At 65.2% G+C, this 25074-nt stretch carries 23 protein-coding genes and 1 tRNA gene; 14 read left to right on the top strand and 10 right to left on the bottom strand.

Going from position 1 to position 25074, the window contains the following annotated elements; genetic code table 11:
* Positions 1-34 precede the first annotated feature (34 nt).
* The 9 genes from pepN to ACLIMP_RS02540 all read left to right on the top strand — a co-directional run bounded on the left by pepN (position 35) and on the right by ACLIMP_RS02540 (position 8755).
* A complete protein-coding gene (gene pepN / locus ACLIMP_RS02580) occupies positions 35-2689 on the top strand; it encodes an aminopeptidase N (RefSeq protein ID WP_324697346.1) in 2655 nt (884 codons plus the stop codon).
* 1 nt (position 2690) lies between these two features.
* Positions 2691-3461, top strand: coding sequence for a peptidoglycan editing factor PgeF (gene pgeF / locus ACLIMP_RS02575; protein ID WP_324699093.1), 771 nt, complete (start codon positions 2691-2693; stop codon positions 3459-3461).
* A 259-nt stretch (positions 3462-3720) separates the two neighbouring features.
* Positions 3721-4254, top strand: coding sequence for a ubiquinol-cytochrome c reductase iron-sulfur subunit (petA, locus tag ACLIMP_RS02570; RefSeq protein ID WP_054442150.1), 534 nt, complete (start codon positions 3721-3723; stop codon positions 4252-4254).
* Positions 4255-4277: 23 nt separating this feature from the next.
* Positions 4278-5582 (top strand): cytochrome b, encoded by a 1305-nt coding sequence (locus ACLIMP_RS02565; RefSeq protein ID WP_132468644.1) that lies wholly within the window; start codon positions 4278-4280, stop codon positions 5580-5582.
* A gap of 27 nt (positions 5583-5609) precedes the next feature.
* Positions 5610-6422, top strand: a complete 813-nt coding sequence (locus ACLIMP_RS02560) for a cytochrome c1 (RefSeq protein WP_054442151.1) — start codon at positions 5610-5612, stop codon at positions 6420-6422.
* Between the two features lie 92 nt (positions 6423-6514).
* Positions 6515-7051 carry an adenine phosphoribosyltransferase gene (locus ACLIMP_RS02555; protein ID WP_324697343.1) on the top strand — a complete coding sequence of 179 codons (537 nt, stop codon included), beginning with the start codon at positions 6515-6517 and terminating at the stop codon, positions 7049-7051.
* 105 nt (positions 7052-7156) lie between these two features.
* A tRNA-Gly gene (locus tag ACLIMP_RS02550) sits at positions 7157-7230 on the top strand.
* Positions 7231-7740: 510 nt separating this feature from the next.
* On the top strand, positions 7741-8382 hold the full coding sequence (locus ACLIMP_RS02545; RefSeq protein WP_420719854.1) for a peroxiredoxin: 642 nt from the start codon (positions 7741-7743) through the stop codon (positions 8380-8382).
* A gap of 1 nt (position 8383) precedes the next feature.
* Positions 8384-8755 (top strand): ArsR/SmtB family transcription factor, encoded by a 372-nt coding sequence (locus ACLIMP_RS02540; protein WP_185998390.1) that lies wholly within the window; start codon positions 8384-8386, stop codon positions 8753-8755.
* A 4-nt stretch (positions 8756-8759) separates the two neighbouring features.
* Here the strand turns inward: ACLIMP_RS02540 and ACLIMP_RS02535 are convergent, their stop codons facing one another.
* Positions 8760-10364 carry an amino acid ABC transporter ATP-binding/permease protein gene (locus ACLIMP_RS02535; RefSeq protein ID WP_443478024.1) on the bottom strand — a complete coding sequence of 535 codons (1605 nt, stop codon included), beginning with the start codon at positions 10362-10364 and terminating at the stop codon, positions 8760-8762.
* On the bottom strand, positions 10361-11908 hold the full coding sequence (locus tag ACLIMP_RS02530) for an ABC transporter ATP-binding protein/permease (RefSeq protein WP_292635385.1): 1548 nt from the start codon (positions 11906-11908) through the stop codon (positions 10361-10363). Before ACLIMP_RS02530 ends, ACLIMP_RS02535 begins: the two co-directional genes overlap by 4 nt.
* Before the next feature lie 130 nt (positions 11909-12038).
* Between ACLIMP_RS02530 and ACLIMP_RS02525 the strand changes: the two genes are divergently transcribed.
* From ACLIMP_RS02525 to cydX, 3 genes are read left to right on the top strand one after another with little or no spacing between them, the layout of a single operon-like run.
* Entirely contained in the window at positions 12039-13622 is a 1584-nt protein-coding gene (locus ACLIMP_RS02525) for a cytochrome ubiquinol oxidase subunit I (protein WP_324699091.1), read from the top strand.
* Between the two features lie 13 nt (positions 13623-13635).
* Positions 13636-14784 carry a cytochrome d ubiquinol oxidase subunit II gene (cydB, locus tag ACLIMP_RS02520; protein WP_324697339.1) on the top strand — a complete coding sequence of 383 codons (1149 nt, stop codon included), beginning with the start codon at positions 13636-13638 and terminating at the stop codon, positions 14782-14784.
* A gap of 10 nt (positions 14785-14794) precedes the next feature.
* Positions 14795-14911, top strand: a complete 117-nt coding sequence (gene cydX, locus ACLIMP_RS02515; protein ID WP_082370625.1) for a cytochrome bd-I oxidase subunit CydX — start codon at positions 14795-14797, stop codon at positions 14909-14911.
* 48 nt (positions 14912-14959) lie between these two features.
* Here the strand turns inward: cydX and ACLIMP_RS02510 are convergent, their stop codons facing one another.
* From ACLIMP_RS02510 to panC, 8 genes are all read right to left on the bottom strand, one after another.
* Positions 14960-16339 (bottom strand): PepSY-associated TM helix domain-containing protein, encoded by a 1380-nt coding sequence (locus ACLIMP_RS02510; RefSeq protein ID WP_324697335.1) that lies wholly within the window; start codon positions 16337-16339, stop codon positions 14960-14962.
* Complete coding sequence (locus tag ACLIMP_RS02505) at positions 16336-18627, bottom strand: TonB-dependent receptor (protein ID WP_324697333.1); 2292 nt, start codon at positions 18625-18627, stop codon at positions 16336-16338. Before ACLIMP_RS02505 ends, ACLIMP_RS02510 begins: the two co-directional genes overlap by 4 nt.
* Positions 18628-18760: 133 nt before the next feature.
* On the bottom strand, positions 18761-19132 hold the full coding sequence (locus tag ACLIMP_RS02500) for a DUF2946 family protein (protein ID WP_324697331.1): 372 nt from the start codon (positions 19130-19132) through the stop codon (positions 18761-18763).
* 127 nt (positions 19133-19259) lie between these two features.
* Positions 19260-19853 (bottom strand): hypothetical protein, encoded by a 594-nt coding sequence (locus tag ACLIMP_RS02495; protein WP_324697328.1) that lies wholly within the window; start codon positions 19851-19853, stop codon positions 19260-19262.
* 10 nt (positions 19854-19863) lie between these two features.
* Positions 19864-21231, bottom strand: a complete 1368-nt coding sequence (locus tag ACLIMP_RS02490; protein WP_324697326.1) for a sensor histidine kinase — start codon at positions 21229-21231, stop codon at positions 19864-19866.
* 7 nt (positions 21232-21238) lie between these two features.
* The gene (locus tag ACLIMP_RS02485; protein ID WP_185998395.1) at positions 21239-21925 is read right to left on the bottom strand and encodes a response regulator transcription factor; all 687 of its coding nucleotides are present in this window, start codon (positions 21923-21925) and stop codon (positions 21239-21241) included.
* A gap of 80 nt (positions 21926-22005) precedes the next feature.
* The gene (locus ACLIMP_RS02480; protein WP_054442159.1) at positions 22006-22776 is read right to left on the bottom strand and encodes a CsgG/HfaB family protein; all 771 of its coding nucleotides are present in this window, start codon (positions 22774-22776) and stop codon (positions 22006-22008) included.
* A 145-nt stretch (positions 22777-22921) separates the two neighbouring features.
* A complete protein-coding gene (gene panC / locus ACLIMP_RS02475) occupies positions 22922-23803 on the bottom strand; it encodes a pantoate--beta-alanine ligase (protein WP_324697323.1) in 882 nt (293 codons plus the stop codon).
* 164 nt (positions 23804-23967) lie between these two features.
* Between panC and ACLIMP_RS02470 the strand changes: the two genes are divergently transcribed.
* Both ACLIMP_RS02470 and ACLIMP_RS02465 read left to right on the top strand, forming a co-directional pair.
* Positions 23968-24780: a division plane positioning ATPase MipZ gene (locus ACLIMP_RS02470; RefSeq protein ID WP_082370626.1), complete on the top strand. Its 813-nt coding sequence runs from the start codon at positions 23968-23970 to the stop codon at positions 24778-24780.
* A complete protein-coding gene (locus ACLIMP_RS02465; protein WP_185998397.1) occupies positions 24777-25073 on the top strand; it encodes a J domain-containing protein in 297 nt (98 codons plus the stop codon). The genes ACLIMP_RS02470 and ACLIMP_RS02465 overlap by 4 nt, the downstream gene beginning before the upstream one ends.
* The last annotated feature ends 1 nt before the right edge of the window (position 25074 follow it).

Genomic DNA, 25074 nt, shown 5'->3' with positions numbered 1-25074 from the left:
TGGCATTCGAAGCGCAAGGCTCTAATTTAGCGGCATGGACATTGCCAGCACCCCCTCCTCGCCCGATGCCAACGTGCAGATCGCCGATGCCGCTCCCGCGCCTCAGGCGCCGCCGGTCATTCATCGCGAGGACTATCTGCCGCCGGCGTGGCTGGTGCCGCAGATCGCCCTCGATTTCCAGCTCGGTATCGATGGAACGCGGGTTCTGGCCAGGCTCTCGGTCCGCCGCAACCCGGAAGGGAACGGCACGTCGACCCTGCGCCTGAACGGCGACCAGATCGCCCCGCTCTCTGTCCACGTCGATGGCGAAGCCGTGAACGACTGGCGCCTCGACGGTCCGGATCTTCTCGTCGAACTGCCCGGGGAGGCACACGAAGTCGCGGTCGAGACTGCGGTGAATCCGGCGGCGAATAGCCAGCTCATGGGGCTCTACGCCTCCAACGGAATGCTTTGCACCCAGTGCGAGGCCGAGGGTTTCCGTCGCATCACGTTCTTCCCCGATCGTCCGGACGTGCTCTCCACCTATTCGGTCCGCATGGCGGGCGACAAGGCGCAGTTCCCGATCCTGCTCGCCAATGGCAACTGCATCGCCACGGGTGAGGGAGAGGACGGTACGCACTGGGCGGAATGGCACGATCCCTGGCCCAAGCCGAGCTACCTTTTCGCGCTGGTCGCGGGTGATCTCGTGGCCAATCATGCCGATTTCACGACCCGCTCCGGCCGCAAGGTCGAACTCAACATCTGGGTCCGTCCCGGTGACGAACAGCGCACCGATCACGCGATGGATTCGCTGATCCGCTCGATGAAGTGGGATGAGGAGGTCTTCGGGCGGGAATACGATCTGGACCTGTTCAACGTCGTTGCCGTTTCCGACTTCAACATGGGCGCGATGGAGAACAAGGGCCTCAACGTCTTCAACACGCGCTATGTCCTGGCGGAGCCGGAAACCGCGACCGATGCCGACTATGACGGCATCGAGAGCGTGATCGGGCACGAGTATTTCCACAACTGGTCGGGCAACCGCGTGACCTGCCGGGACTGGTTCCAGCTTTCGCTCAAGGAAGGCTTCACCGTCCTTCGCGATCAGTTGTTCAGCGCCGACATGGGCAGCGAGGCGGTCAAGCGGATCGAGGACGTGCGGGTTCTGCGCGCTGCCCAGTTCCCCGAGGATTCGGGGCCGCTGGCACACCCTATCCGGCCTGATTCCTATCAGGAAATCAGCAACTTCTACACCGCCACCGTCTACAACAAGGGCGCCGAGGTGATCCGCATGATGCGGACCATGGCGGGCACCGACAAGTTCCGTGAGGGCACCGATCTCTACTTTGGCCGCCATGACGGCGAGGCGGCAACCTGCGAGGACTTCGTCAAGGCAATCGAGGACGGTACCGGGCTGAACCTTGCGCAGTTCCGTCTGTGGTATTCCCAGGCCGGCACGCCGCAGGTCGCCGCCGAACTGTCGCACGAGGCGGAAACGGCAACCCTCACGCTGACCCAGACCGTTCCGGCAACGCCGGGCCAGCCCGAAAAGCAGGCCGTGCCGATTCCGCTGCGTATCGCCCTTTATGACCGTGACAGCGGCACGCACTCGGGCGAGCGACTGATCGTGCTCGACAAGGACAGCGCCAGCTTTTCGTTCGAGGGTTTCACCCGCCCGCCGGTGGTTTCCATCAATCGCGGCTTCTCGGCCCCCGTTGCCATCGAGATCGAGCGGAGTAACGAGGATCTGGTGTTCCTGGCGGCTCACGATGACGATCCCTTCGCCCGGTACGAGGCGATGCAGAGCCTCGTGGTCCAGCACCTGGTCGCGGCTGTCGGCGGCGGTCTTTCGGATGCGGCGCGCGCCGAGGGGCGCGAGGCGATCGGGCAGGCCTTTGCCTCGATTCTGGCCGACGAGGCGCTCGATGACCTGATGCGCGGCGAGCTGATGGTACTTCCCGGCGTCGCCTATCTCGCCGAACAGGTGCTGGTGGCAGATCCGGCTGCGATTCACGAGGAACGCGAGGCGCTCAAGTCCTGGCTCGGCGCCGAACTCACCGGTGAATTGCGGGCGCTGCATGACCGCGTTTCCGCCGTATCTTACTCTCGCGAGGCGCATGCGCGCGGAGCGCGAAAGACCAAGGGACAGGCGCTGGTCCTGATCGCTTCGGGCGATGCGGCCGAAGGGGCCCGCCGTGCCATCGCGCAGTACCGGGCGGCCGACAACATGACTGACCGCCAGTCGGCGCTGACCGTGCTTTGCAATATCGACGGCCCCGAGCGCGAGGAAGCGCTGGCGGACTTCCTGCGCCGGTACGAAGGCAACGCGCTCGTGATCGACAAGTGGTTTGCGCTTCAGGCGGGCTCGTTCCACCCACAGGTGCTCGAGCATGTCGAGGCACTGTCGCGGCATCCCGACTTCACGATGAACAACCCCAACCGGGTCCGGGCGCTCTTCATGACGGCGGCGGTCAACCCCAAGGCGTTCCACGATGCGAGCGGCGCCGGATACAGGATGATCGGCGAAGTGATCCGCAAGCTGGACCCGATCAATCCGCAGACGACAGCGCGCTTCGTGCCGCAACTCGGCCGCTGGCGGCGGATCGAGCCTGTCCGCGCCGCGATGATGCGCGCCGAACTGGAAAAGATCGCCGCGGAGCCGAACCTTTCGCGCGACGTGCGCGAGCAGGTGAGCAAGAGCCTTGGCTGACGTGGGGGAGGCGGTCGAAGTCAACCGGGCGGGCCTGCTCGAAGGATTGCCGCACGGCTTCCTCGGCCGCCGGGGCGGTGTGAGCACCGGCGAGGTCGAAGGCCTGAACGTCGGCCTGGGTTCGGGCGACGAGCCCGAAGCCGTCGCCGAGAACCGCCGCCGCGCCGCTGCCGCAGTTCTGCCGGGGGCGTCGTTGCTATCGGTGTATCAGGTTCATTCGCCCGACTGCGTAATTCTGGGGGCTGACGGGTGGAGCGACGAGCAACGCCCTCATGCCGATGCACTTGTCACCCGTCAGGCGGGCGTGCTGATCGGCGTCGTTACGGCGGATTGCGCGCCGGTCCTGCTTGCAGATCGGGAGGCGGGCGTCATCGGCGCGGCGCATGCAGGATGGAAAGGCGCGATCGGCGGGGTTACGGACAGCACCATCGCTCAGATGATATCGCTCGGGGCTCAGCGTTCGCGCATCGTCGCGGCGGTCGGCCCGTGCATTTCCCAGGCATCCTATGAAGTGGACGATGCCTTCCGGAACGGCTTCCTCGGCAAGGGGGTGGACAACTCCCGTTTCTTCTCCGCGGGGCGGGATGGGCACTGGCAGTTCGATCTCGAACTCTATGTCGCCTCCCGCCTGGAATCGGCGGGAATCGGCGGTGTGGAGCGTCTTGGCCTTGATACTTATTCGGCGCCCCGGCGTTTCTATTCCTATCGCCGCGCCACGCACCGCGGCGAGGCGGCCTACGGGCGCCAGATTTCGGTGATAGGGCTGGGCTGAACCGACCCATCCGGGATGACCGCCGAACGGTTATGCCTTGAATTTGTTGGCGGTCGCTGGCCCCCTTGCGTCCAAAAAGGCGGTTGGCAGGGCTGGCTTCCGTGTATATCAGGTCCGCAAAGTCGGTATTCGTTTCGGGTCGCTCCCGGATCATTAAACCGTCACGGGGGATACCAGGCTAAAATAGAATTGGTCAGGATCTGGGCTTGCTTTCCGGATTTCCGGGGGTGGGTTGTCGAAAAACAAGGCAAGGGCAAACATGGCAGAAGCAGATGGCGTGCGGCGGCGCGATTTCATCAATATCGCCGCGGTAAGCGCGGCGGGTGTCGCCGGCGTGGGTATCGTCGTCCCGCTGGTCAGCCAGATGTCCGCATCGGCGGATGTTCTCGCGGCTTCTTCCACCGAGATCGACATTTCCTCGATCCAGCCCGGACAGGCCATCAAGGCGATCTTCCGCAAGCAGCCGGTCTTCGTGCGCAACCTGACGCCGCATGAGATTTCGGAAGCCAACAAGGTGGACGTCTCCTCCCTGCGCGATCCGCAGACGCTTGAGGAGCGCACCAAGGAAGGCAAGGAAAACTGGCTGATCACCATGGGCGTCTGCACGCACCTTGGCTGCGTTCCGCTCGGTGCCGGAGAAGGCGAGCCGAAAGGCGAATTCGGCGGATACTTCTGCCCCTGCCACGGCTCTTCCTACGATACTGCCGCCCGTATCCGTAAGGGCCCGGCGCCCAAGAACCTCGAGGTTCCGGACTACGCGTTCACCACTGACACGGTCGTAAAGATCGGTTGAGGCCAAGAGAGAGGATCAAGAACATGAGCTTTCCCTGGGCCAAGGAATATACCCCGACCAATCCCTTCATGAAGTGGATGGACGAAAGGCTGCCCCTGCCGCGCCTTGTCTACAATTCGGTCGGTGGCGGCTATCCGGTTCCGCGCAACCTGAACTATTTCTGGAACTTCGGTTTCCTCGCCGCGCTCTGCCTCGGCCTGCAGATCGTCACCGGCATCGTGATGGCCATGCACTATGCAGCCAACACGCAAGTCGCGTTCGATACGGTCGAGCAGACCGTGCGCGACGTGAACTGGGGCTGGATGATGCGCTATGCGCACGCCAACGGCGCCTCGGCGTTCTTTGTCGTCATCTACATCCACATCTTCCGCGGCTTTTTCTACGGTTCGTACAAGGCCCCGCGTGAAATGGTGTGGCTGCTTGGCGTGGTGATCTTCCTGCTGATGATGGCCACCGCCTTCATGGGCTACGTGTTGCCCTGGGGTCAGATGAGCTTCTGGGGGGCCAAGGTCATTACCGGCCTGTTCGGCGCGATTCCCTTCGTGGGCGAACCGCTCCAGCAGTGGCTGCTCGGCGGTTTCGCACCGGATAACGCCGCGCTCAACCGCTTCTTCTCGCTGCACTATCTGCTGCCCTTCGTCATCGTGGGCGTGGTGATCCTGCACATCTGGGCGCTGCATATCCCGGGTTCGTCGAACCCCACCGGCGTCGAAGTGAAGAGCGAGAGCGACACCGTTCCGTTCTATCCCTACTACGTCGCCAAGGACGGCTGGGCGATCGGCGTCTTCGCGATCCTGTTCTGCACCGCGCTGTTCTTCTTCCCGAATGCGCTCGGCCACCCGGACAACTACATCCCGGCCAACCCGATGAGCACCCCCGCGCACATCGTGCCTGAATGGTACTTCTGGCCGTTCTACGCGATCCTGCGCGCCTTCACGCAGGACTTCTTCTTCATTCCGGCCAAGCTCATGGGCGTGCTGGCAATGTTCGGCGCAATCCTCGTGTGGTTCTTCCTGCCCTGGCTGGACCGTTCGCCGGTCCGCTCGGGTTCGTACCGTCCGCTTTACCGCAAGTTCTTCTTCTTCGGCCTGATCCCGGCGATGGCGGTACTGTTCTACTGCGGCGGTGCACCGGCGGCAGAGCCCTACGTGATGCTGAGCCAGATCGCGGCGCTCTATTACTTCGCGCACTTCCTGATCGTGATCCCGATCGTCTCGGCCATCGAGAAGCCGGATCCGCTGCCGTTTTCCATCACCGAGTCCGTTCTCGGCGAGGATGAAGCCGCCAAGCTGACCCCGGCGCAGCCCGCGCCGACGGCAGCCGCCTGACCACAGCTGGAACGAAAGACGAAAGACATGGCACGCATTCTCTCGATCCTCGTCGGGCTGTTCTTCACGGTGGCCCTGGCATGGTCCTTCGGCAAGGGCGCCTATCAACAGATAACCGAACCGCCTGCGGCAACCGCCGAGCACGAGTTCCATCTCACGCCCAAGGAAGTCAGCTTCGCCAGTGATGGCGCCTTCGGCAAGTTCGATCGCCAGCAGCTTCAGCGCGGTTTCCAGGTCTACAAGGAAGTCTGCGCCGCCTGTCACGCGATCCGCCACGTCGCCTTCCGTGACCTTGCCGCGCTTGGCTATAACGACGCCGAAGTGAAGGCGATCGCCAAGGGGTTCCAGGTTCCGGTCTACAACAACGCGACCGGCGAAGTGGAAACCCGCGAAGGCATGGCGACCGACTACTTCCCGCCGGTCATGTATGGTGGCCAGGGTACTCCGCCGGACCTGTCGCTGATCACCAAGGCGCGTCACGAAGGCCCCGCCTACGTCTACTCGCTACTGACCGGGTATCAGGACCAGCCCGCGGAACTCCTGAAGAAGTTCCCGGATTCCAAGACTCCTGAAGGTCTGCATTACAACCCGTACTTCGCGAACCTCAACCTCGCGATGCCGCCGCCGCTGACCGGTGAGGGCCAGGTGACTTACGGAGACGGCACCAAGGCGACCGTGGACCAGATGTCGAAGGACGTTGCCGCCTTCCTGATCTGGACTGCCGAGCCCAAGCTGGAAAAGCGCAAGCAGACCGGCTGGCCGGTCCTCGGATTCCTGCTTTTTGCCACGATCCTGGGCTATATGTCCTACCGCAACATCTGGGCCGGCAAGAAGCACTGAGCTTTCCGATCCTGACCTGACCGAAGGGCCTCCGCCATTCCCATGGCGGGGGCCCTTTCGTTTACAGGCTCCAGCCCCTAAGGACGGCGACCATGACCATCGACGAGATCAAGGCGCTGGTGCGCACCGTGTCGGACTTTCCCAAGCCCGGCATCCTGTTCCGTGACGTCACGACGCTGGTCGGCAACGGGCCCGGCTTCGCGGCAGCGGTCGAACTGATGGCGGCAAAGGCCGAGGCGGCGGGTGCGCAAGCAATCGCCGGTGTCGAAGCCCGAGGCTTCATTTTCGGTGCGGCCATCGCGGCGCGTCTGGGGCTGGGGTTCATTTCGATCCGCAAGCCGGGCAAGCTGCCGGTTCCGGTGATCGCCATCGACTATGCCCTGGAATACGGTACGGACACGCTGGAAGTCGATCCGGAAGCGGTTGGCGAAGGAAGCCATGTCGTCCTGGTTGACGATCTGCTGGCCACCGGCGGCACCGCGCTGGCCGCTGCTGAATTGCTGCGCCGCGTCGGGGCCAGGGTCGATCATGCGCTGTTCGCAATCGATCTGCCCGACCTGGGCGGCGGAGAACGCCTTCGCGAAGCGGGAATCGTCCCTCACGCCCTGCTCGACTATCCGGGGCACTAAGCCGCCAGTTCATCTATTGGGCACAATATGAAAGAGAGCCGTTGACGGCGGCGCCCCTCTCGTGGCAAGCGGCTGCCACGACGGCTGGATACGGTCCCTGAACGGGCGGGTATAGCTTAGTGGTAAAGCTCCAGCCTTCCAAGCTGGCTATGCGGGTTCGATTCCCGCTACCCGCTCCAAGCCGTCTTTTCCCTCTTACCTGTATTATTTCGCGGGCAGTGCGGTTGCCGAAACCGTCATGCGGCCGAGAAACACCGGATGTTCGGAACCGATCATGGCGGGTCTGTCTGCAGCTGCGTTCGGCGACGGGGCGCTGATGCCTGTGAGGAAGCAGGAAGAAGCGGCAAGTGCGCCGACGGCGTGAAAGAGGCGAATCATCGGTGCGGTCCGTGTCCTGACTGTCGATGACGCCTTCCTGAGCCCCACATGTCGCAGGTTTTTGCCGCATCTGCATCATATTGTCCGAAAGTGTACGGCGCTGTGACGGAGATGAAACCACCTCGCAATCGCATGACCCGGCACGGACTTCACTTACGACAATTCCTTCTTCGATAATCCATCAGAATAGATAATGACCGCTTTTGGCGGGCTGACTTGCAGATTCACGCCTGATTTTGTCCGTGACGCTTTACGGTAGAAAATAAACATGTAATTGTTTTCCGATGACAATGACATCGGGCGGGGAAATCGTGGAAGGCTGGGACGTTGCAATGCAGCCTTTGCGAATCGGCGACGTGGTGCCGCGCTTCGTGGCGCGCAGTACGCAGGGGCCGTTTGATCTCGATAGCTGCCGGGGGGAATGGCTGATCCTGTTTTCCCATCCGGCTGACTTCACCCCGGTCTGCACCAGCGAAGTCGTGGCCCTCGCCCGCGCCGCTCCGGAGTTCGGGGCGCTTGGTTGCAGGCTGGTGGGACTGTCGGTCGACAGCCTTTATTCGCATCTCGCGTGGATTCGCCTGATTCGCGATACTACCGGCGTCACCATTGATTTCCCGATCATCGAGGATCCGACGATGGAGATCGCCCGTGGCTACGGCATGGTCTCGAGCAATGCCCATGACAGCGGCACCGTGCGGATGACCTATTTCATAGACCCGGACGGGGTGATTCAGGCGATGAACAGCTATCCGCTGACAGTGGGCCGCTCGATCCCGGAAATGTTGCGCATTCTGACGGCGCTGCAGCGCGTGCGTGGCGGCTCCGGGCTGGCACCGGCCGATTGGCAGCCGGGCGCGGATCTCTTGCGAATTCCAGGCGAAACGGCGGAGGCGGCGTTCGCGTCCGAAGATCCGGCCGGCTGGTTTCACGCGCCGTTGAGCGACGGGGGCTGACATGGCCGATCCATCCGTTTCCGAAGAACTGGACGCCCTGGCCGAAGTCCTGCGCGCCCTCGCCCACCCGGTGCGCCTCCAGATTCTCCACGCAATTTGCGAAAGGGAGCTTTCGGTGGGAGAGATCGAGGATGCTACCGGCATCGGCCAGCCCGGCCTGTCGCAGCAACTCTCGATCCTGCGAAAGGCCGACCTGGTGCTGTCGCAGCGTAGCGGCAAGCAGGTATTCTATCAGGTCGATCCTGAACGCATGAGCGGCATAGGGCATGCGCTCGCGGTTATGGGGGGCAAGGCCGAGGTCCCCCCGCCGCAAGACGCGCCCGTGCTTGCGCCTGACAGCGGCGCGGCACGGTTCGCCCGCGTCTTTCGCTGAACCTTCAGGCGAGCGTTTCTACCGCGACATGCACGTCGCACAGGTCCAGCGGGGCCTTGCGGTGCGACACGAGAACGAGGCCGGTTCCGGTGCAGTCCAGCCAGTTGCGCAGGCTGCCGACGAGTGCCTGTTCGGTCGCCGCGTCCAGTCCTTCGCTGGGTTCGTCCAGCAGAAGCCAGGGGCGGCCGGCCAGGAGGGCACGGGCCAGCGACAGCCGCTTGCGTTCGCCGCCGGACAGAATGCCGCCGCCTTCCGAAACGGGCGTGTCGAGCCCGCACTCGCTGCGGGCGATACGCTTTTTCAACTGGGCGGTTTCGAGGGCTTCCCACATCTCCGCTTCGCCAAGGCCCGGTCGGGCAATGCGCAAGTTGTCGGCCACGCTGCCGATCAGCATCGGTGCGTCCTGAGGCGAAAGGGCAAACGCCGCACGCAGTTGGGGGGGCGGGCAGCTTGCAATATCCTGCCCATCAAGCCGCAGCGAAACGGTGGGCATCCCCATGCCGGCAAGGGCGAGCAGAACGCGGGTCTTGCCCGAGCCGGACGGCCCGGTAATCGCGATTCGCGCGCCGGGCTCGAAAGTACGGCCGCCCAGCGTCAGTGACACCGGCACCGATTCTGCTGTGGGACACAGCGCAGGGTCGAGCGCGTTCAGTGCCGCTATCCTGCGAAGGCCCGCCGCGAGCGAGGCGCGGCGAAGCAGGCTGCGCGAAAGGCCGCCCATGGCCTCGACCGAGGAAGTCGTCGCCAGCATCGCAAGCGCCACCAGCGGCGCCGAGGCTTTGGCCAGCAACAGCACTCCGGCCACGCCAAGGGCTCCGTAAATCGAAAGCAGGGCGCCCTGCAGCGCCTCGGCACGAAACAGTTTCGCGCGCGCCAGATCGAGCCTGCGGGCGAGCGGCGCTAGCTCGGCGATAGCCTGCCCTGCAAGGCCATAGGCGGCGATCTCTGCCCGCGATGCCGCCAGTTCCACGTAGCGTTCGCGCAAGTCGCCCAGCGCGGCGGCAGCGGCTTCGGCGGGCAGGTGAGTGAGCCGCCGGGATATACGCGCGAACAGGACGGGAAGGGCGGCCATCATCGCGGCCAGGAAGATCGTCGCCGCAAGCCCGGTGAAGGCGACCAGCGCAAGGCTGGTGGCGGCAGCGACAAGTGCAGCGTGGCGGGCGGGCTGGCGGATCACCAGGTCTTCCAGCGCCTCGACATCGTCGATCAGCCGGGTGCTGGCCTCTCCCGGCGCCGTATCGGGGGTTTTGCGGCTGTCCTGTGCGGCAAGCTTTTCGAACAGCGAGCCGCGCAATTCGGCCATGCCCTCCAGCGCGACCTTGTGGGAAAGGAGGCGCTCGCCGTAGCGGGACAAGGTGCGCACGATGGCCAGCAGGCGAATCGCGGCGCCGGGGATCAGGTAGTTGAACGCCATGGCCGTGGCCACGCCAGCCGACCCTGCGAGCGCTGCGGCAGTCAGGAACCAGCCTGAGACTGCCAGCAATCCGATGGCGGAGATGGCGGCGAGGGCTGCACAGAAGCTGGCTAGGAACAGCCGCCTGCGGGCCAGTCCGGCCGTGGCGAGGAGGCCGGTGCCGGGACGATCGATGCTTGAATGAGAGGTGCTCACAAGGCGATCTCCCGTCGGGCGGCGCTGGTGACGAGAGTGTCATGGGTGGCGACGAGCACGCAGCGGCTCCGTGAAAGTTCGATCAACAGGGTGACGATCGCGGCGGCCGAAACGGGATCGAGGTCGGCAGTGGGTTCGTCGCAGAGGATCAGCGGGCGGTCGGAGAGAATAGCGCGGGCAAGGCCGATACGGCGCCGCTCTCCGCCGGATAGGCCTGATCCGGCATGATCGACGGGCATGTCCAGTCCTCCCCGTTGCTCCAGAAGTGTGGAAAGGCCGACGCGGTGAGCCACGGCAAGGATTTCCTCCGCCCCTGTTCCGGGTGAGGCGAGGGCGAGATTGCGGCCGAGTGTGCCGGTCACCAGCAGGGGGCGCTGGGCGGCCCAGGCGATACTGTCGGCGTTCAGCGGGTTGCCGTTCGCCCCCGCGACGCGGCCGGCGGCCGGAGCCAGTTGGCCGGCGATGGCGGCAAGCGTGCTGGTCTTGCCGCTGCCGGTCGGGCCGGTCAGGGCGACCAGGTCGTTTTCGGCCATCGCGAAATCGAGCGGCCCCACGGCGATGCCTGGAAAGGCGAGCGCGAGTCCTTCCACGCTGAGGCCCGCGAAGGCGGCGGGGGGCGATGCGGGCGCTTCGATCGGCTCGGCAGCGAGGGCGTCCAGCGCCTTTTCCGCGGCTTCGCCAAGCTGCTTCTCGTGATAGGCGGCGGCGAGGCGGCGCATCGGAAGGTAGAATTCCGGCGCCATGGCCAGCACGAAGAAGGCTGGCACCAGCGTGAGCTTTTCGGGGGCGGGGAAGGGCAGCAGTCCCAGCAGCGAAAATCCGCAGTATACCGCGACGAGCGCTATGGAGAGGGCCGAGAAGAATTCCAGCACGGCGTTCGAAAGGAAGGCGGTGCGCAGGACGGTGACGGTGCGCCGGGCGACGTCACCCGTGGCGGCGCGCACCTGCTTTCCGATGCGGGCCTCGGCGCCGAAGTGGCGGATCAGCGGAAGGTGCGCGACGCGATCGACGAACAGACCGGAGAGAGCGCCCAGTGCGGCAAGCTGGCGTTCGGCGGCGCGGCGCGAGGCGGTGCCGGCAAGGATCATGCCCAGCGTGAACGGCAACAGCGTGGCCAGCATGATCGCGGCGGCCACCCAACTGAACGGCGCAACGACCGCGGCCACCACCATGGGTCCGATTACGGCGTTGAATCGTATGGGCGTGAACCGGATATCGCGATTCTCGATCGCCGTGTTATGGTCCAGCGCAAGCGTGGCGCTTTCGCCGGTGGACAAAGGGCTGGCCAGCCTTCCACCGAGGAGCTTTCGCCACAGTCCGGCACGCCGTTCCTCGCCCGAAGTCTGGGCGGCGGACACGGCCTGGCGGTCAACCGCGCAAGTGGCCAGCGCGCGCAGAAGTACCCCGCACAGGATAAGTGCGGCGGGAAGCAGCACGGGGCTACCTTCGGCGATACGGCCTACCCCACTCGCAATGCCCCACGAAAAGAGCGCTGCCCCGGCAATATCGAGAAGCCAGAAACTGGCAAATTTGACATAGATCAAATTAAAGAAACCATGTAAGTAAAGTTTGACAGCTTTCACATGCAAGCCTAACGCGACCCTACGAAACCAACCTGCCCAAGGCAACCATTTCTCAATGCCTTGGGCCGCTAAAACGGCGGGATTCGACATGATCGACATGGCAGTGGTTGAACTATCCCGGCTGCAGTTCGCCTTGACGGCGCTGTACCACTTTCTCTTCGTTCCCTTGACATTGGGCCTTTCCTTCATTATCGTAATTACGGAAAGTGTATATGTCATAACCGATCGCCCCATCTGGCGGGACGTCACCCGGTTCTGGGGCAAGCTTTTCGGCATCAATTTCGTGCTCGGCGTGGCTACCGGCCTCACCATGGAATTCGAGTTCGGCACCAACTGGGCCTACTACTCGCATTACGTGGGAGACATCTTCGGTGCGCCGCTGGCGATCGAGGGCCTCATGGCCTTCTTCCTGGAAGCGACCTTCGTAGGCCTGATGTTCTTCGGCTGGGACCGGCTTTCCAAGCGCGGCCACCTGCTGACGACGATCATGGTCGCCGTCGGCTCTAACCTCTCGGCGCTGTGGATTCTCATCGCCAACGGCTGGATGCAGCACCCGACGGGCGCCGTGTTCAATCCCGAGACGATGCGCATGGAAGTGTCCAACTTCAAGGACGTCCTCTTCAACCCGGTTGCGCAGGCCAAGTTCGTCCACACCGTCAGCGCGGGCTACGTCTGCGCCAGCGTCTTCGTGCTGGGCGTGTCCTGCTACTACCTCCTGCGCGGGCGCCATATCGAGCTGGCCAAGCGCAGCTTCACCGTGGCTGCGGCGTTCGGCCTCGCCTCCTCGCTCTCGGTCGTCGTGCTGGGTGACGAGAGCGGCTATGCCCTGACCGACAACCAGCAGATGAAGCTGGCGGCCATGGAAGCCATGTGGGAGACCGACAAGGCCCCCGCCGGCCTGGCCCTGTTCGGCATTCCTTCCAACTCGGCCCACGAGACACGCTACGAGATCAAGATTCCCTATGTTCTGGGCCTGATCGCAACGCGCAGTCTTTCGGGTGAAGTTACCGGCATCATCCCGCTGGTGGAACGCGCCGACCAGCGTATCCGCAGCGGTATCCTGGCTTACGACGCGGTGGAGAAGCTCAAGGTCGATCGCAACGACATGGTCGCGCGCGAAGCCTGGGAGCGTAACAAGAACGACCTCGGCTATGCCCTGCTGCTCAAGCGCTTCGTCGCCGACCCGCGCAAGGCCGATGCCGCGACGATCGAAAAGGCCGCATGGAGCACCGTGCCCAACGTACCGGCGCTGTTCTTCATGTTCCGCATCATGGCGGGGCTGGGCTTCTTCTTCATCGTCTTCTTCGCCACCGCATTCGCGTTTTCCGTGCGCCGCCGGTTCGACCGCAAGTGGTTCCTGCGCACGGCCCTGATCGCGATGCCGCTGCCGTGGATCGCGATCGAAGTGGGCTGGCTCGTTGCCGAACTGGGCCGCCAGCCCTGGGCGGTGGACGGTGTGCTGCCGACCTTCCTCGGCGCATCGAGCCTGACGACGACCCAGATCTGGGCGACGATCTTCGGCTTCACCGCGCTTTACGGAATCATGGCGGTGATCGAGGTCAGGCTGATGCTGTCGACGATCCGCCACGGTCCCGAACCTTACGAGCCCTACGAGGGTGAGCCTGTTCGCGAGCGTGCCCCCGCCAGCACTTTCACTGCCATTCCGGCCGAGTAAGACGGAGGCGAGAATGTCCATACCTTTCGACTATGAAACGATGCGGCTGATCTGGTGGGCGCTGATGGGCATCCTGCTCATCGGTTTCGCCCTGACCGACGGCTTCGACCTGGGCTCGGCTTCGCTCCTGCCCTTCGTGGGCCGCACCGACGCAGAGCGCCGCATGGTGATCAACGCCATCGGCCCCACCTGGGAAGGCAACCAGGTGTGGTTCATCCTCGGCGGCGGCGCGATCTTTGCGGCCTGGCCTTACGTGTATGCCGTAAGTTTCTCGGGCTTCTACATTGCGATGTTCCTCGTGCTTTCGGCCTTCATCCTGCGTCCGGTGGGCTTCAAGTACCGTTCGAAGAAGGCCGATCCGGCCTGGCGTTCGCGCTGGGACTGGGCGCTCTTCGTCGGCGGTTTCGTTCCCGCGCTGGTGTTCGGCGTGGCGGTCGGCAATGTCCTGCAGGGCGTGCCCTTCCGGCTCGATAGCGACATGCGCAGCTTCTACGAAGGCAGCCTGCTCGGCCTGTTCAGCCCCTTCGCCCTGCTGGGCGGCCTTGTCTCCGTGGCGATGCTGGTCCTGCATGGTGCGGGCTGGTTGACGCTCAAGCTGGAGGACGGTCCGGTCCGCGACCGGGCGCTGCGTTACGGCCAGGTCGCCGCGCTCGTGGCCTTCGTGCTTTATGCAGCGGGCGGCGTATGGCTTGCGATGGGCGACATCGGCTACCGGATCGTCGGTACCGTCGATCCGCTCGGCCCCTCGAACCCGCGCATGGCGCAGGCGGCTCATGCGGCCGGGGCATGGCTTGCCAACTACGGCGCGCATCCGTGGATGGTGCTGGCCCCGCTTCTTGGGCTGGCCGGCCCGCTGGTTGCGCTGATCGGCATTCGTGGGCGCAAGGACACGGTGGTCTTCGCGGGGTCATCGATGGCGAACCTGGGCATCATCGCCTCTGTCGGCCTCTCGATGTTCCCCTTCATCCTGCCCAGTTCGATCGATCCGCGCTCCAGCCTGCTGGTGTGGAACGCATCGTCCAGCCATACGACGCTGTTCATCATGCTGCTGGTGACGCTGATCCTCCTGCCGATCGTGCTGGCCTACACGGCCTGGGCCTACAAGGTCATGTTCGGCCGGGTGACCGAGCGCGAAGTCGGCCTCAATCCCGATTTCTACTGAGGAAACGACGATGTGGTACTTCTCATGGATTCTCGGCGTCGGCCTCGCTGTCGGCTTCGGCATCATCAACGGCGTGTGGCACGAATTCCATACCGACCCCGCCGATGAGCAGACGGTTCTCGACTGACCGGAGGCATGACGGCGGCGTTCGGATGAACGCCGCCGTTTCCTCGTTTCAGGCCTTCCGCCAGCCCATCCACGAGGCAAGGGGCGGAAGAAGCCGCTTGAAACTCCCTTCCACCACAACCGCCAGCGCCAGCGAGAGCCCGAACAGCGGCATCACCAGCGCCAGCACCACCACCAGCAAGACCAGCGCCCAACTGTGCCGCAGAGGCGCGAAGCTTGCGGGGGCGCCCAGCATCCCGCCGGGACGGCGACGCCACCACAGCACGATGCTAGAAATGCAGAGCATCATGAGGCCGATCAGCACCGCGAGGTTGGCAAGCTGATTGGCGAGCCCCCACCAGGCGCCCTCGTGAATCGCGACCCCGTATCCCACCGTGCGGTCGATCCAGTGGCGGTCCGCAAAGCGCTGAATGCCGATCAGCCTGCCGCTTTCGGCCACTTCCGCGCTGTCGCGCCGGGGACGGTTCTCGGCCTGGCTGCGCACTTGCCAGGGCATGCCGGGAGCGGTGGGCGGGCTGACCTCCACCGGTGCCGCGAAGCGGAGCGTCTCCGCGCGCCAGACCACCGCATCGAGCGCTGCGGGGGCGGGGGCCATGTGCATCATGGACATGCCCCCGTGTTCGGCGTGTTCGGACATCATCGCCCGCATCCCGGCATCCGCCCGAACGCGCTCGCGGGTTTCCGCGCCGGAACCGGCCGACCAGTCCTGCTTGCCGTCAAGCGTACCGGTAATCGCCCGGACCTGCCGGAAGTAATCTCCCCAGGCGTTGGCCCAGGGCAGGCCGGAGGCGATGAGGAACAGCGCGCCAATGGTGATCCACAGGCCGGTGACGGCGTGGATATCCCGCCAGAACAGCGCGCGGCCGCGGCGCAGGCGAGGATAGAGCACACCGGCCAGCCGTCCCCCGCTCTGGCGCGGCCACCACAGGAACAGGCCGGTCAGCAGCATGACGATCGTCCAGCAGGCTGCGGTCTCGACAAGGGCCGATCCCCGGTCGCCCGCCAGAAGCTCGCCGTGGAGGCGGAACACCACGCGCATGAAGCGGCTTTCTTCGGCGGCCCGGTGCAGCACCTCGCCGGTCCGGGGATGGACCCATACCCGCACGTCCTCCCCGTTCCGGCCGACCAGCACTTCCACCGCATCTCCGGGCGCTTTCGGCAGGACGTACTTGTGCAGGATCGAACCGGGCACCGCCGAGACGGCGCTGGCGGCAATGGCTTCGGGGACGAGGCGCGGCCCGGCCGGGTTGGCGACATCGCGATAGGGGGCGTAGAGCAGCCCTTCGATCTGCGGCTTGAACAAATAGATCCCGCCCGTCACCGATAGCCACAGCACCAGCGGCACGCAGAGCAGCCCTGCGTAGAAATGCCAGCGCCAGACCGCGCGATACCACCGCTCCCTGCGCGGCGCCGGGAGAACCTCGGTCACAGCTTCCACCCCGCTTCGACGAGGAAGCTGCGCTGGGGATAGGGATGGTAGACCCAGGCCCGGTCATTGGTGATGTTGTCCACGCCAGCGCTCAGCCGAAGCTGCTCGGTCACGTCCCAGTTCACTTTCGCATCAAGGGCGAAGAGTTCGGAGGTGTAGCCGTAAGTGTCCCCTCGCTGGAGGCCGAACAGGTCGGTGTTGGGGCGGCTGGCATAGCGCACGCCGATCGCGATCATGACCGGCGGGATCACCCGGTACCGTACGTTGCCATTGAGCCGCCAGCGGGGGATGCGCGGGAACTGCACGCCTTCGGCGGCGGGGGCGCTGTCGTTCCGCAGGGTGACGGAATCGATCCATGCCGCGTTCGCATCGAGGTCCAGCCCCGGCAGCAGCACATCGCGGGCTTCGGCGATCAGTTCGAAGCCATACTGGCGCGTCAGGTCGATGTTCTTGAAGCTGGAGGTCGTCACCCCGTTCTGGTTGAACCCGGTGAACGAGAAGATCGTGTTCCTGACCTTTTGCCAGAACGCCGATCCGGTGAGCTTCACTTTGCCGAAATCGTGGGCAAGCAGGAGGTTGGCATCGGTCGAGCGTTCGGGCTTCAGATTCGGGTCGAAGCTGTTGCCGTCGAAATTGCCGTTACCATCGAGGCTGCCCTGGAACAGTTCGCCCACGGTGGGAAAACGCGTGGCCCTGGCGAGGCTCAGTTGCAGGCGGGTAGCGGCGTCGATGGCCCATTCGGCCGAGGCCTTGGGCTGAAAGCCCCGGGCATGGCGGCTGGCATAGCGGTTGGTGACCGGCTGGCCGCTGGTGCCGATCCGGCCAAGCCCGCCATCGAAAGCGCGCCAGTCCTCGAAGCGGGCTCCCAAGGTCAGCGTCACCGCGTCAACCGGCATGCGCAATTCGGCCCATGCGGCGAGGTTGCGGGTCTTGCCGAAGGTCCGGCTGGCGAAAGTGCCCCCGGCATCGCTGCGCCAGTTGGTCAGCGTGTAAGTCGCAAGGTCGGTGCGGTAGAGGTTGGCGCTGCCGCCGCCAGCCAGTTCCAGTTCGCCGAGCCTTGCTGTCAGCGCGGCCTCGCCGGTGTACCAGTCGGTTGGCCCCTGACGCGCGAGCGTGCCGGCACCGTTCGCCTCGCCCGCTGCATAGCCCTTGGACGTAAATGCGTCGGAGCGCAGGATCTGGTAGGTAGAGGCGCTCGCCTGCACCGTCACCGCATCGGACAGCGGGATGGAAAACCTGAGCCCCGCCAACAGTTCGTCGCGGATGGTGCGGGACCGGTTGGCGCCGCTGGCGGTGTAGGTCTTCCCGTCGATGGAGACGAGACCGTCGCAGACGGCATGGCCCGAACTGTCTTGCAGATAGCAGTCCGGTGCGGTCTGGCTGTCCAGATTGTGCCAGTAGGCGAGCAGCAGTTCGCTGGTGGCGCCGGACGTGCCGTCATAGCCCAGCCGCAGTTTGGCCTGGTCCTGCGTGATCGCCGCCGGGCTTTGCGCCGCGAAAATGGGGTTGCTGGCCGTGCCGGGTGCGTTCGCCATGTGCTGGCCGGGGTCGACGATCGCGCCGGTGACGGGCGTGCCGCCGGTCGGCACCGATGGCGTGAGCCCGTAGAACATCTGCGGGTGGCCGTCGTTGCGGAAGTGGCGGCCCGAGAGCCGCACGGACCACGGCCCGTTTTCCTGCCGGAACCCCATGCCGGCTTCGGCGGAATAGCCTCGGTAGGTCTCGTGGGTGCCATATTGGTCGTAAGCCTGGCTGAGGCCCTGAACCGTTGCGAAAGCCTCGGTCCGTTCAGGCGCGCGGGTGGTGATGTTCACCACGCCGCCCATCGAATTGCCGGCATAGCGGGCGGAATAGGGGCCGTAGACCACGTCGAACTGGCTCACTTCGCCCGGGCCGACAACACCCCACTTGGGCGAATAGGCGAACGAATTACCGAGGAAGTTGGACACCGTGAAACCGTCCACCATCACCAATGTGCGGGCGCTTTGGGTCGAATGGGTGCCGCGAAAGCCGGGAACGCCGTTGGAATCGCCCGCGTAGCGTTTGCGAACGAAAAAGTCGGGGGCATATTTCATCAGGTCTTCGACGTTCTGGGCGTTGACGCCCGCGAACTGTTCGTCGCCAAGGCTGACCGAGAGGCCGCGCGCGTCGAGGCTGATCGGTACATTGCGCTGGCCGACGACGAGGATGGAATCTCCGGGGGCTTCCCCGGCGGCTTCTCCCGCCAATGCGGGGACAGAACAGAAGGCAAGCGGAGCCGCGCCGAGCGCGAGCAGGAATCGGGACATCGTGGATATTCACCTGATCGGGAAGCGCTGCCTTGCGGCGGCAAGCGCGTCCATGTGCGAGGTGTCCCCGGGAAAGCGGGCGGCACCTGCATGAAATGCCGCGGGCACAAGGGCTTGCGGCATGGCAACGGGATCAGGCGAGCGCGGGCGGCCCTCGCAAGGGTGGGCGAATTCGGGGGGCGGCAGCGCGCAGCACCAGCGGATCGCGCAGGATGGCGGCCACGAAAACGTGGAGCAGCGCCGCGACCAGCAGCAAGGCTATCGGCCCGCCGAGCGCGGCGGCCGAATGCGACGAGAAGGCGCAGGGATGGTCCATCGTCTTGCCGGCGTCGTCGTGTCCGCCGCTTCCGGCCTTGCGCTCGATCTGGATGACAACCTTCGAGCCTGCCGGAGCGGAGCCGGAGCACAATTCCACCACCAGCGCGCCGCCCTGGGAGGAGGGCATGTAGCCGGCCGGTACGAAGACCTTCAGGCACAGCGCAGCCGCCAGCAGCAGCGCTGCCAAGCCGGGAGAAGCCCGGAAGAAATGCCGAAGAGTGCCCACGAACAGCCGTCTAACCCCAATCCTGCCGCTCGTCATCAGGCGAAAATGTCCCACCCTGCAGGTGGAAGGAGCATTGCCGCCGGGACGATCAGTCCACGACGAGGAAGTAGCTGGCCTGGCTTTCGCCGCTGTTGCGCACTTCGATCACATATCGCTGCGTGAAGATCGGAACCCACCGGCAGGCCTGCCTTGCGGTTTCGGACACGCAGACCTGTTTGCGATCGGCATCGACGACCCGCAGGCTCAGCGGTGCGCCGCCCGGAGAGGAAAGGGCGATGCTGGCCTTGCGGCCGGAAAGGAAGACCTGCTGGAAGCTTTCGCTCTTGCCGGGTCGAACCTGGCCGGAGCGATAGCCCGGACCGAGCGGGCTGCCGCGCAGTGGAACCGCCGCCCGATCGGTAAGGAGCGCGCGCCACGCTGGGACAGGGTCCGGCCCGTTCCAGTCTTCGAGCGGGCGGGCACCGGACCTGTCGATGATGCGCAGGGCATCGGAAAGCGCATTTTGGTCCGCCCGGCCCTGGGCGTCCTGCGCAGCGGCGAGGGCGGTGGCCACGCGCTCTCCCCGTCCTTCTGCGGGCGCTGCCATGCTTGCCTGCGCGGAAGCCGGTCCGGGAAGGAGCACGGCAAGGAGGAACGCGATGAGCGCGGCGCCCTTCGGGGCTTTATGGGTGAGGGCGATCATCGTCTCTGTTCTATTTCTTCGACTCGGGGGCAATCAGGAAGCAGGCACCCTTTTCCGAAGGTATGAGCGCGATTTCAAGATGATGCCGCTCGGCGATGGCACGGCACAGGGCAAGGCCCAGGCCGGCTCCTTCCGCACCGCCCCCGGCGGCCCCATGGTTCCCGGCCCGGCTGAACTTGTCGAAGATCCGCTCCCGGTCGCCTTCGGGCACGCCGGGGCCATCGTCGCAGACCGTCAGTCTTGGCCCCATTGCCAGTTCGAGGCGCACGGTTCCCCCCAGCGGCACGAACTTGAACGCGTTGTCGAGCAAATTGGTGATGAGGCGGGTGAGCTGCATTTCTTCCCCCTCGATGATGACCCCGGGCGTGATCGCCAGCTCCAGCCGATGGCCGGAATCTTCGGCACTGTCGGCATAGAGTTCGCCCAGCCGCTCGGCGAGCAGACTCAGGTCGACGGGAGCAAGGCCGTGGCGGTCGCCGCGCCGGGCCTGGCTGGCGGCGATGTCCAGCAGAGACTCCAGCATGCGGATGATGCCTCGGATTTCCAGCCGGGCATCGACGATGCGCGAGGCGATCTCCCCATCGGGCGTGGCGGCCAGCGCCTTCACCAGCCGGTTGTCGAGATGCATCAGCGGAGTGCGCATCTCGTGTGCCACCTGATCCGTGGTTTCGCGCTGGGCGCTGGCAAGGCGGCGCAGACGGGCAAGGGCTTCGCCCGAATGGCGGGTAAGCTCGTCGATCTCGTCGCGATCCTTGGAATCCCTGGCAAGCTGGGTCAGCGCATCGTCGTCGGGATGGCGGAAGGCGGCGTTGATGCGCCCGATCCGTCCCGCCAGCCGCTGTGCCGCGAGCCAGCCGACGAGCGCTACGGCGCCGACCGCCAGCAGGCCCCCGGTCAGGAAGGCAAAGGCCACCTGCCGGAGCAGCAGCCCAAGATCGCGGTATTCATGCGCGACCAGCAGGCGCAGGTCGGGGCCGAGCTGGGTCGCGCGGGCAAAGGCGCGCACGCCATCGGGCAGCTGGACGTCGCCGGTTTCCGAAAGGCTGGCGTGAAGACCGGGCCAGCTTCTCAGATCCCCCGCCAGTGGGCGGCCCTTGGCATCGGCAAGCAGATAGTGGGCCGGATTGGCATCGCGCGGCTGAAGCGCGAGGCGATCGTTGATGCGGTCGGATAGCTCGACCGTGCCGCCGCTGGCGTAGATGTCCACCATGCCGGCCAGATCGACATCGACCGCGCGTTCGAGAGCCAGCGCATTGGTCCGCTGGATCGTGGCGTTCGTCAGCAGCCAGAGCCCGAAGGTAATGAGCGCGGCAATCAGGATCGCCCAGGCCACGATCTGCGCGAAGATGGACCTGCGGATATCGACGACGGCGGCCATGCCCGCCCTACCGGCCGTCCAGCAGGCGGTAGCCGGAGCCCCAGATGGTTTCCAGCGCAGGGAGATCGAAGCCGTCCTCCAGCTTGCGGCGAAGGCGGCCGATGTTGACGTCCACCACATTGGTCTGCGGATCGAAATTCATTTTCCACACGTCTCGCAGCAGCATTTCGCGGGTGAGGATTTCGCCGGCGTTTTCCATGAAGTAGCGGAAAAGCTCGAACTCCTTGGGGCTGAGCGCGAGGTGGCGGTTGTCGCGAAAGGCGGTGCGGGCCTTCACATGGCACTCGAACGCGCCGTAGAGGATGACCGCGCTGTGTTCTCGTCCGGAAGCGCGGCGATGGAGGGCGCGTAGCCGGGCGAGCAGTTCCTCTGCCTCGAACGGCTTGGCCAGATAGTCGTCAGCGCCGCCGTCCAGTCCTTCCGCGCGGTCCGTGGTGCGCCCCAGCGCCGAAAGCATGAGCACCGGCGTGCCGATCCCGCTTTCACGCAGGCGGGACAGGATGGTCAGCCCGTCGAGATCGGGCAACATGCGATCAAGGATGATGACGTCGAAACGCTCGACACCGGCCAGCTTGAGCCCTTCCTGACCGCTGGCCGCCCAGACCAGCGCGATGTCCGACTGGTCGGCCAGTTCGCGCACTTGCTGGGCGGCGCGGGCGTCGTCTTCGATGTAGAGGGTTTTCAGGCCGCTCATGGGCAATGGTTCGCCTTCGCGCATGCCGGTCGGGAGGTTTCCCGGCCGGCATGGTTTTCGATCTTGCGACGGATAGAGGATCAGCGCGCCGGCGGGGCTGCGGCCGAGGCATTCTCGGGCAGGCCGCCAAGCTGCGTGACCAGCTTGGTATAGGCATCGAGATAGGCCAGCACGATGATCTGGCCGATCTGGGTGTTCTGGTAGCCGCCGCCGCCGGCTGCACCGAACGTGCCGCCGAAGAAGCCGCCGCCACCGCCGCCGAAGCTGATGTCGGACTTGCGGGCATAACCCTCGGTCAGCGCTTCCTCGACCGTGGTGCGCGAATTGACGATGGAGAGCGTGACGTTCGCCTCGCCTTTCTTGACGTTGAGGCCGCCGGCGATCGAGCCGAAGCCGCGCCCGAACAGGCCGCCTACGCCGCCAAGGGCCGCGCCAAGACCGCCGCCGCCGGAATTGTTGTTGGTGGAGACGATGTCCGGCTGGAGGAAGTAATCCGCTGCCTTGATCTGGCCCTTGCCGATGTTGGAGCCCTTTTGCAGCTCACCCTGATCGGCGAGCGCGCGTTCCATCGCGCTGCTCTGGAGCGAGCGGCCGCGATTGACCAGCGTGAAGCAGCCGGACCTCTGCACGAATACGCGCAGGATCGCCTCGGGACTGCCGAGGCTGAATTCGCGCCACCACTGGTTATCCGGCTCGACGATGGAAACGGTGCCGAGATTCTTGCGGCACACGGGGATTTCCTGAGTGCCCTTGTCCTGAATCTTGCGGGCGGAGGACTTGTCTTCGGCAAATGCCGAGGGTGAGCCCGTCATGACGGCAAGCGCGGCCAGCGCGCAGGCGATCTTCTTCATGGTGACGTCCCTCTGTTGCGCCGCGCAGCGACCGTCGCGGCTTTCACAACCCCCGCAGACTTTAGGCCCGAAATCCCTCGGGGCAAATGACTATTCCTGTGAGAATTGCCGCTGGGGAACCCGCGTTCTCCCTGGAATTGCAGGGTTATCGGGGAGAGACGGCCATATTGTCGATCAGGCGGGTGGAACCGATCCGCGCCGCGACGAGCAGGCGCATCGGGGCATCGGAACGGCTGTCCAGAAGGGCAAGACCATCGGCGTCGCGCAGTTCCGCGTAGTCGACCGAGGAGAACCCGCCCGCGAGCAGCGCATCCTTCAGCCGGGCCGTGGCGGCGGCAACATCCTTGCCCGCCTCGATACCCGCGATCGCGACTTTCATCGCCATGGGCAGTGTTACCGCCTGCTCGCGCTGTTCGGGCGTGAGGTAGGCATTGCGCGAGGACATGGCGAGCCCGTCCACTTCGCGCACGGTCGGCACGCCCAGCACGGCGTCGGCATGGGGCCGCGTAAGGTCGAGGTCGCGCGCCATGCGGCGGATCACGGCGAGCTGCTGCCAGTCCTTTTCACCGAACAGGGCGACATCCGGCAGGACCTGGTGGAACAGCTTGCATACGACCGTGGCGACGCCGTCGAAATGGCCGGGGCGCGAGGCGCCGCACAGGCCGTCGCTGACGCCCGAGACCGAGATGCTGGAGGCAAACCCTCGCGGATACATCGCCTCGACCGTGGGGGCCCAGACCGCGGCCACGCCCTCGGCCTCCAGCAATGCGCAGTCGCGTTCGAGCTGGCGCGGATACTTGTCGAGATCCTCGCCCGCGCCGAACTGGAGCGGGTTCACGAAGATCGAGACGACGACGTGATCCGCCTTTTCCCGCGCCGCGCGCACGAGTGTCAGATGGCCTTCATGCAAGGCCCCCATGGTCGGCACGAGGGCTATGGTTGCTTGCGGAGTTCCGGAAGCCGTTCCCGCCTGGCGCAGCTCGGCAACGGCACGGCGCAGTGGATCAAGGCTGTGAAGGATTTGCATTGGGTGTCACTGCTCCGATAGGATGCACTTGACCGGGGGTCGCGCCTGCCTTTAGCCGCACCGCGCCTCGGGCGGCAATGGGTTTGACCCGCTTCGGCGGTTAAGGATTTGATTTCGCTTGCCGGGCTATGGCTCGGGGGCAACAGGGAAAGCGAACAGGGTCCGTGACAGCGCATCGCATCGTCTTCGCCAACGAAAAGGGCGGCACCGGCAAGTCAACGACGGCCGTTCACGTGGCCATCGCGCTGGCCTATCAGGGCGCCAGGGTCGCCGCGATCGACCTCGATCCGCGCCAGCGCACGCTCTATCGCTACCTTGAAAATCGCGTGGAAACCGAGCGCCGCCGCGAGATCGCGCTGCCGGGCGCCCGCTTCTCCGTCTACGATGGCGACGATATCGACGAGCTGGACGAGCTCTCCGAAGCCATTGCCGAAGGTTACGACTTCCTGATCTTCGACACGCCGGGCCGTGACGACCAGTTCGCCCGCCATGTCGCGGCGACGGCGGACACGCTCGTCACGCCGCTGAACGACAGTTTCATCGACTTCGACCTGATCGGCCAGGTGGAGAGCGAATCCTTCAAGGTGAAGAAGCTCTCCTTCTATGCCGAGCTCATGTGGGAAACCCGCAAGAAGCGCGGCCTGAAGACCATCAACGAGGGTCGCCGGGAGCTGGACTGGGTGGTGGTGCGCAACCGTGTCCAGCACGTCGAGGCGAAGAACATGCGCCGTCTCGAAGGCGCGCTGCTGGAACTGTCCAAGCGCGTGGGCTTCCGTATTTCCAACGGGCTGTCCGAGCGCGTCATCTTCCGCGAGCTGTTTCCTTCGGGCCTGACCCTGCTCGACAAGGGGCACCTTGGCGAACTCGGCACCAGTCATCTGGTCGCCCGGCAGGAACTGCGCCAGCTCGTGGCCGGCCTGAACCTGCCGATGCCGGCGAACCGCGAGCCGGACCTCGAACTCGCCGCCGACGAATGAAACTTCTCTGGCTCATCGCGCTCGGCTGCATCGCCTGGCGGCTCATCAAGGGGCGCTGGCCCTGGCAGGGCAAGTCGCTGCCCGGCCCGTCTTTCGCCGATGTCCACGCCAATGCACAGGCACGCGCCCTGCTGGGCGTGGCAGAAGGGGCGGGGCGCCGCGAGATTCTCGATGCGCATCGCCGCGTCGTCACCCAGGTCCATCCCGACAAGGGCGGATCGAACGAGAAGGTCCATGAGGCGAACGCGGCCCGCGATCTCCTTCTGGCAAGGCTGGGCGACGTGCAGGGCTGAG

The sequence above is a fragment of the Novosphingobium aeonii genome (assembly GCF_052279045.1).
Taxonomy (GTDB): domain Bacteria; phylum Pseudomonadota; class Alphaproteobacteria; order Sphingomonadales; family Sphingomonadaceae; genus Novosphingobium.
This window is presented reverse-complemented; position numbering and strand designations above follow the sequence as displayed.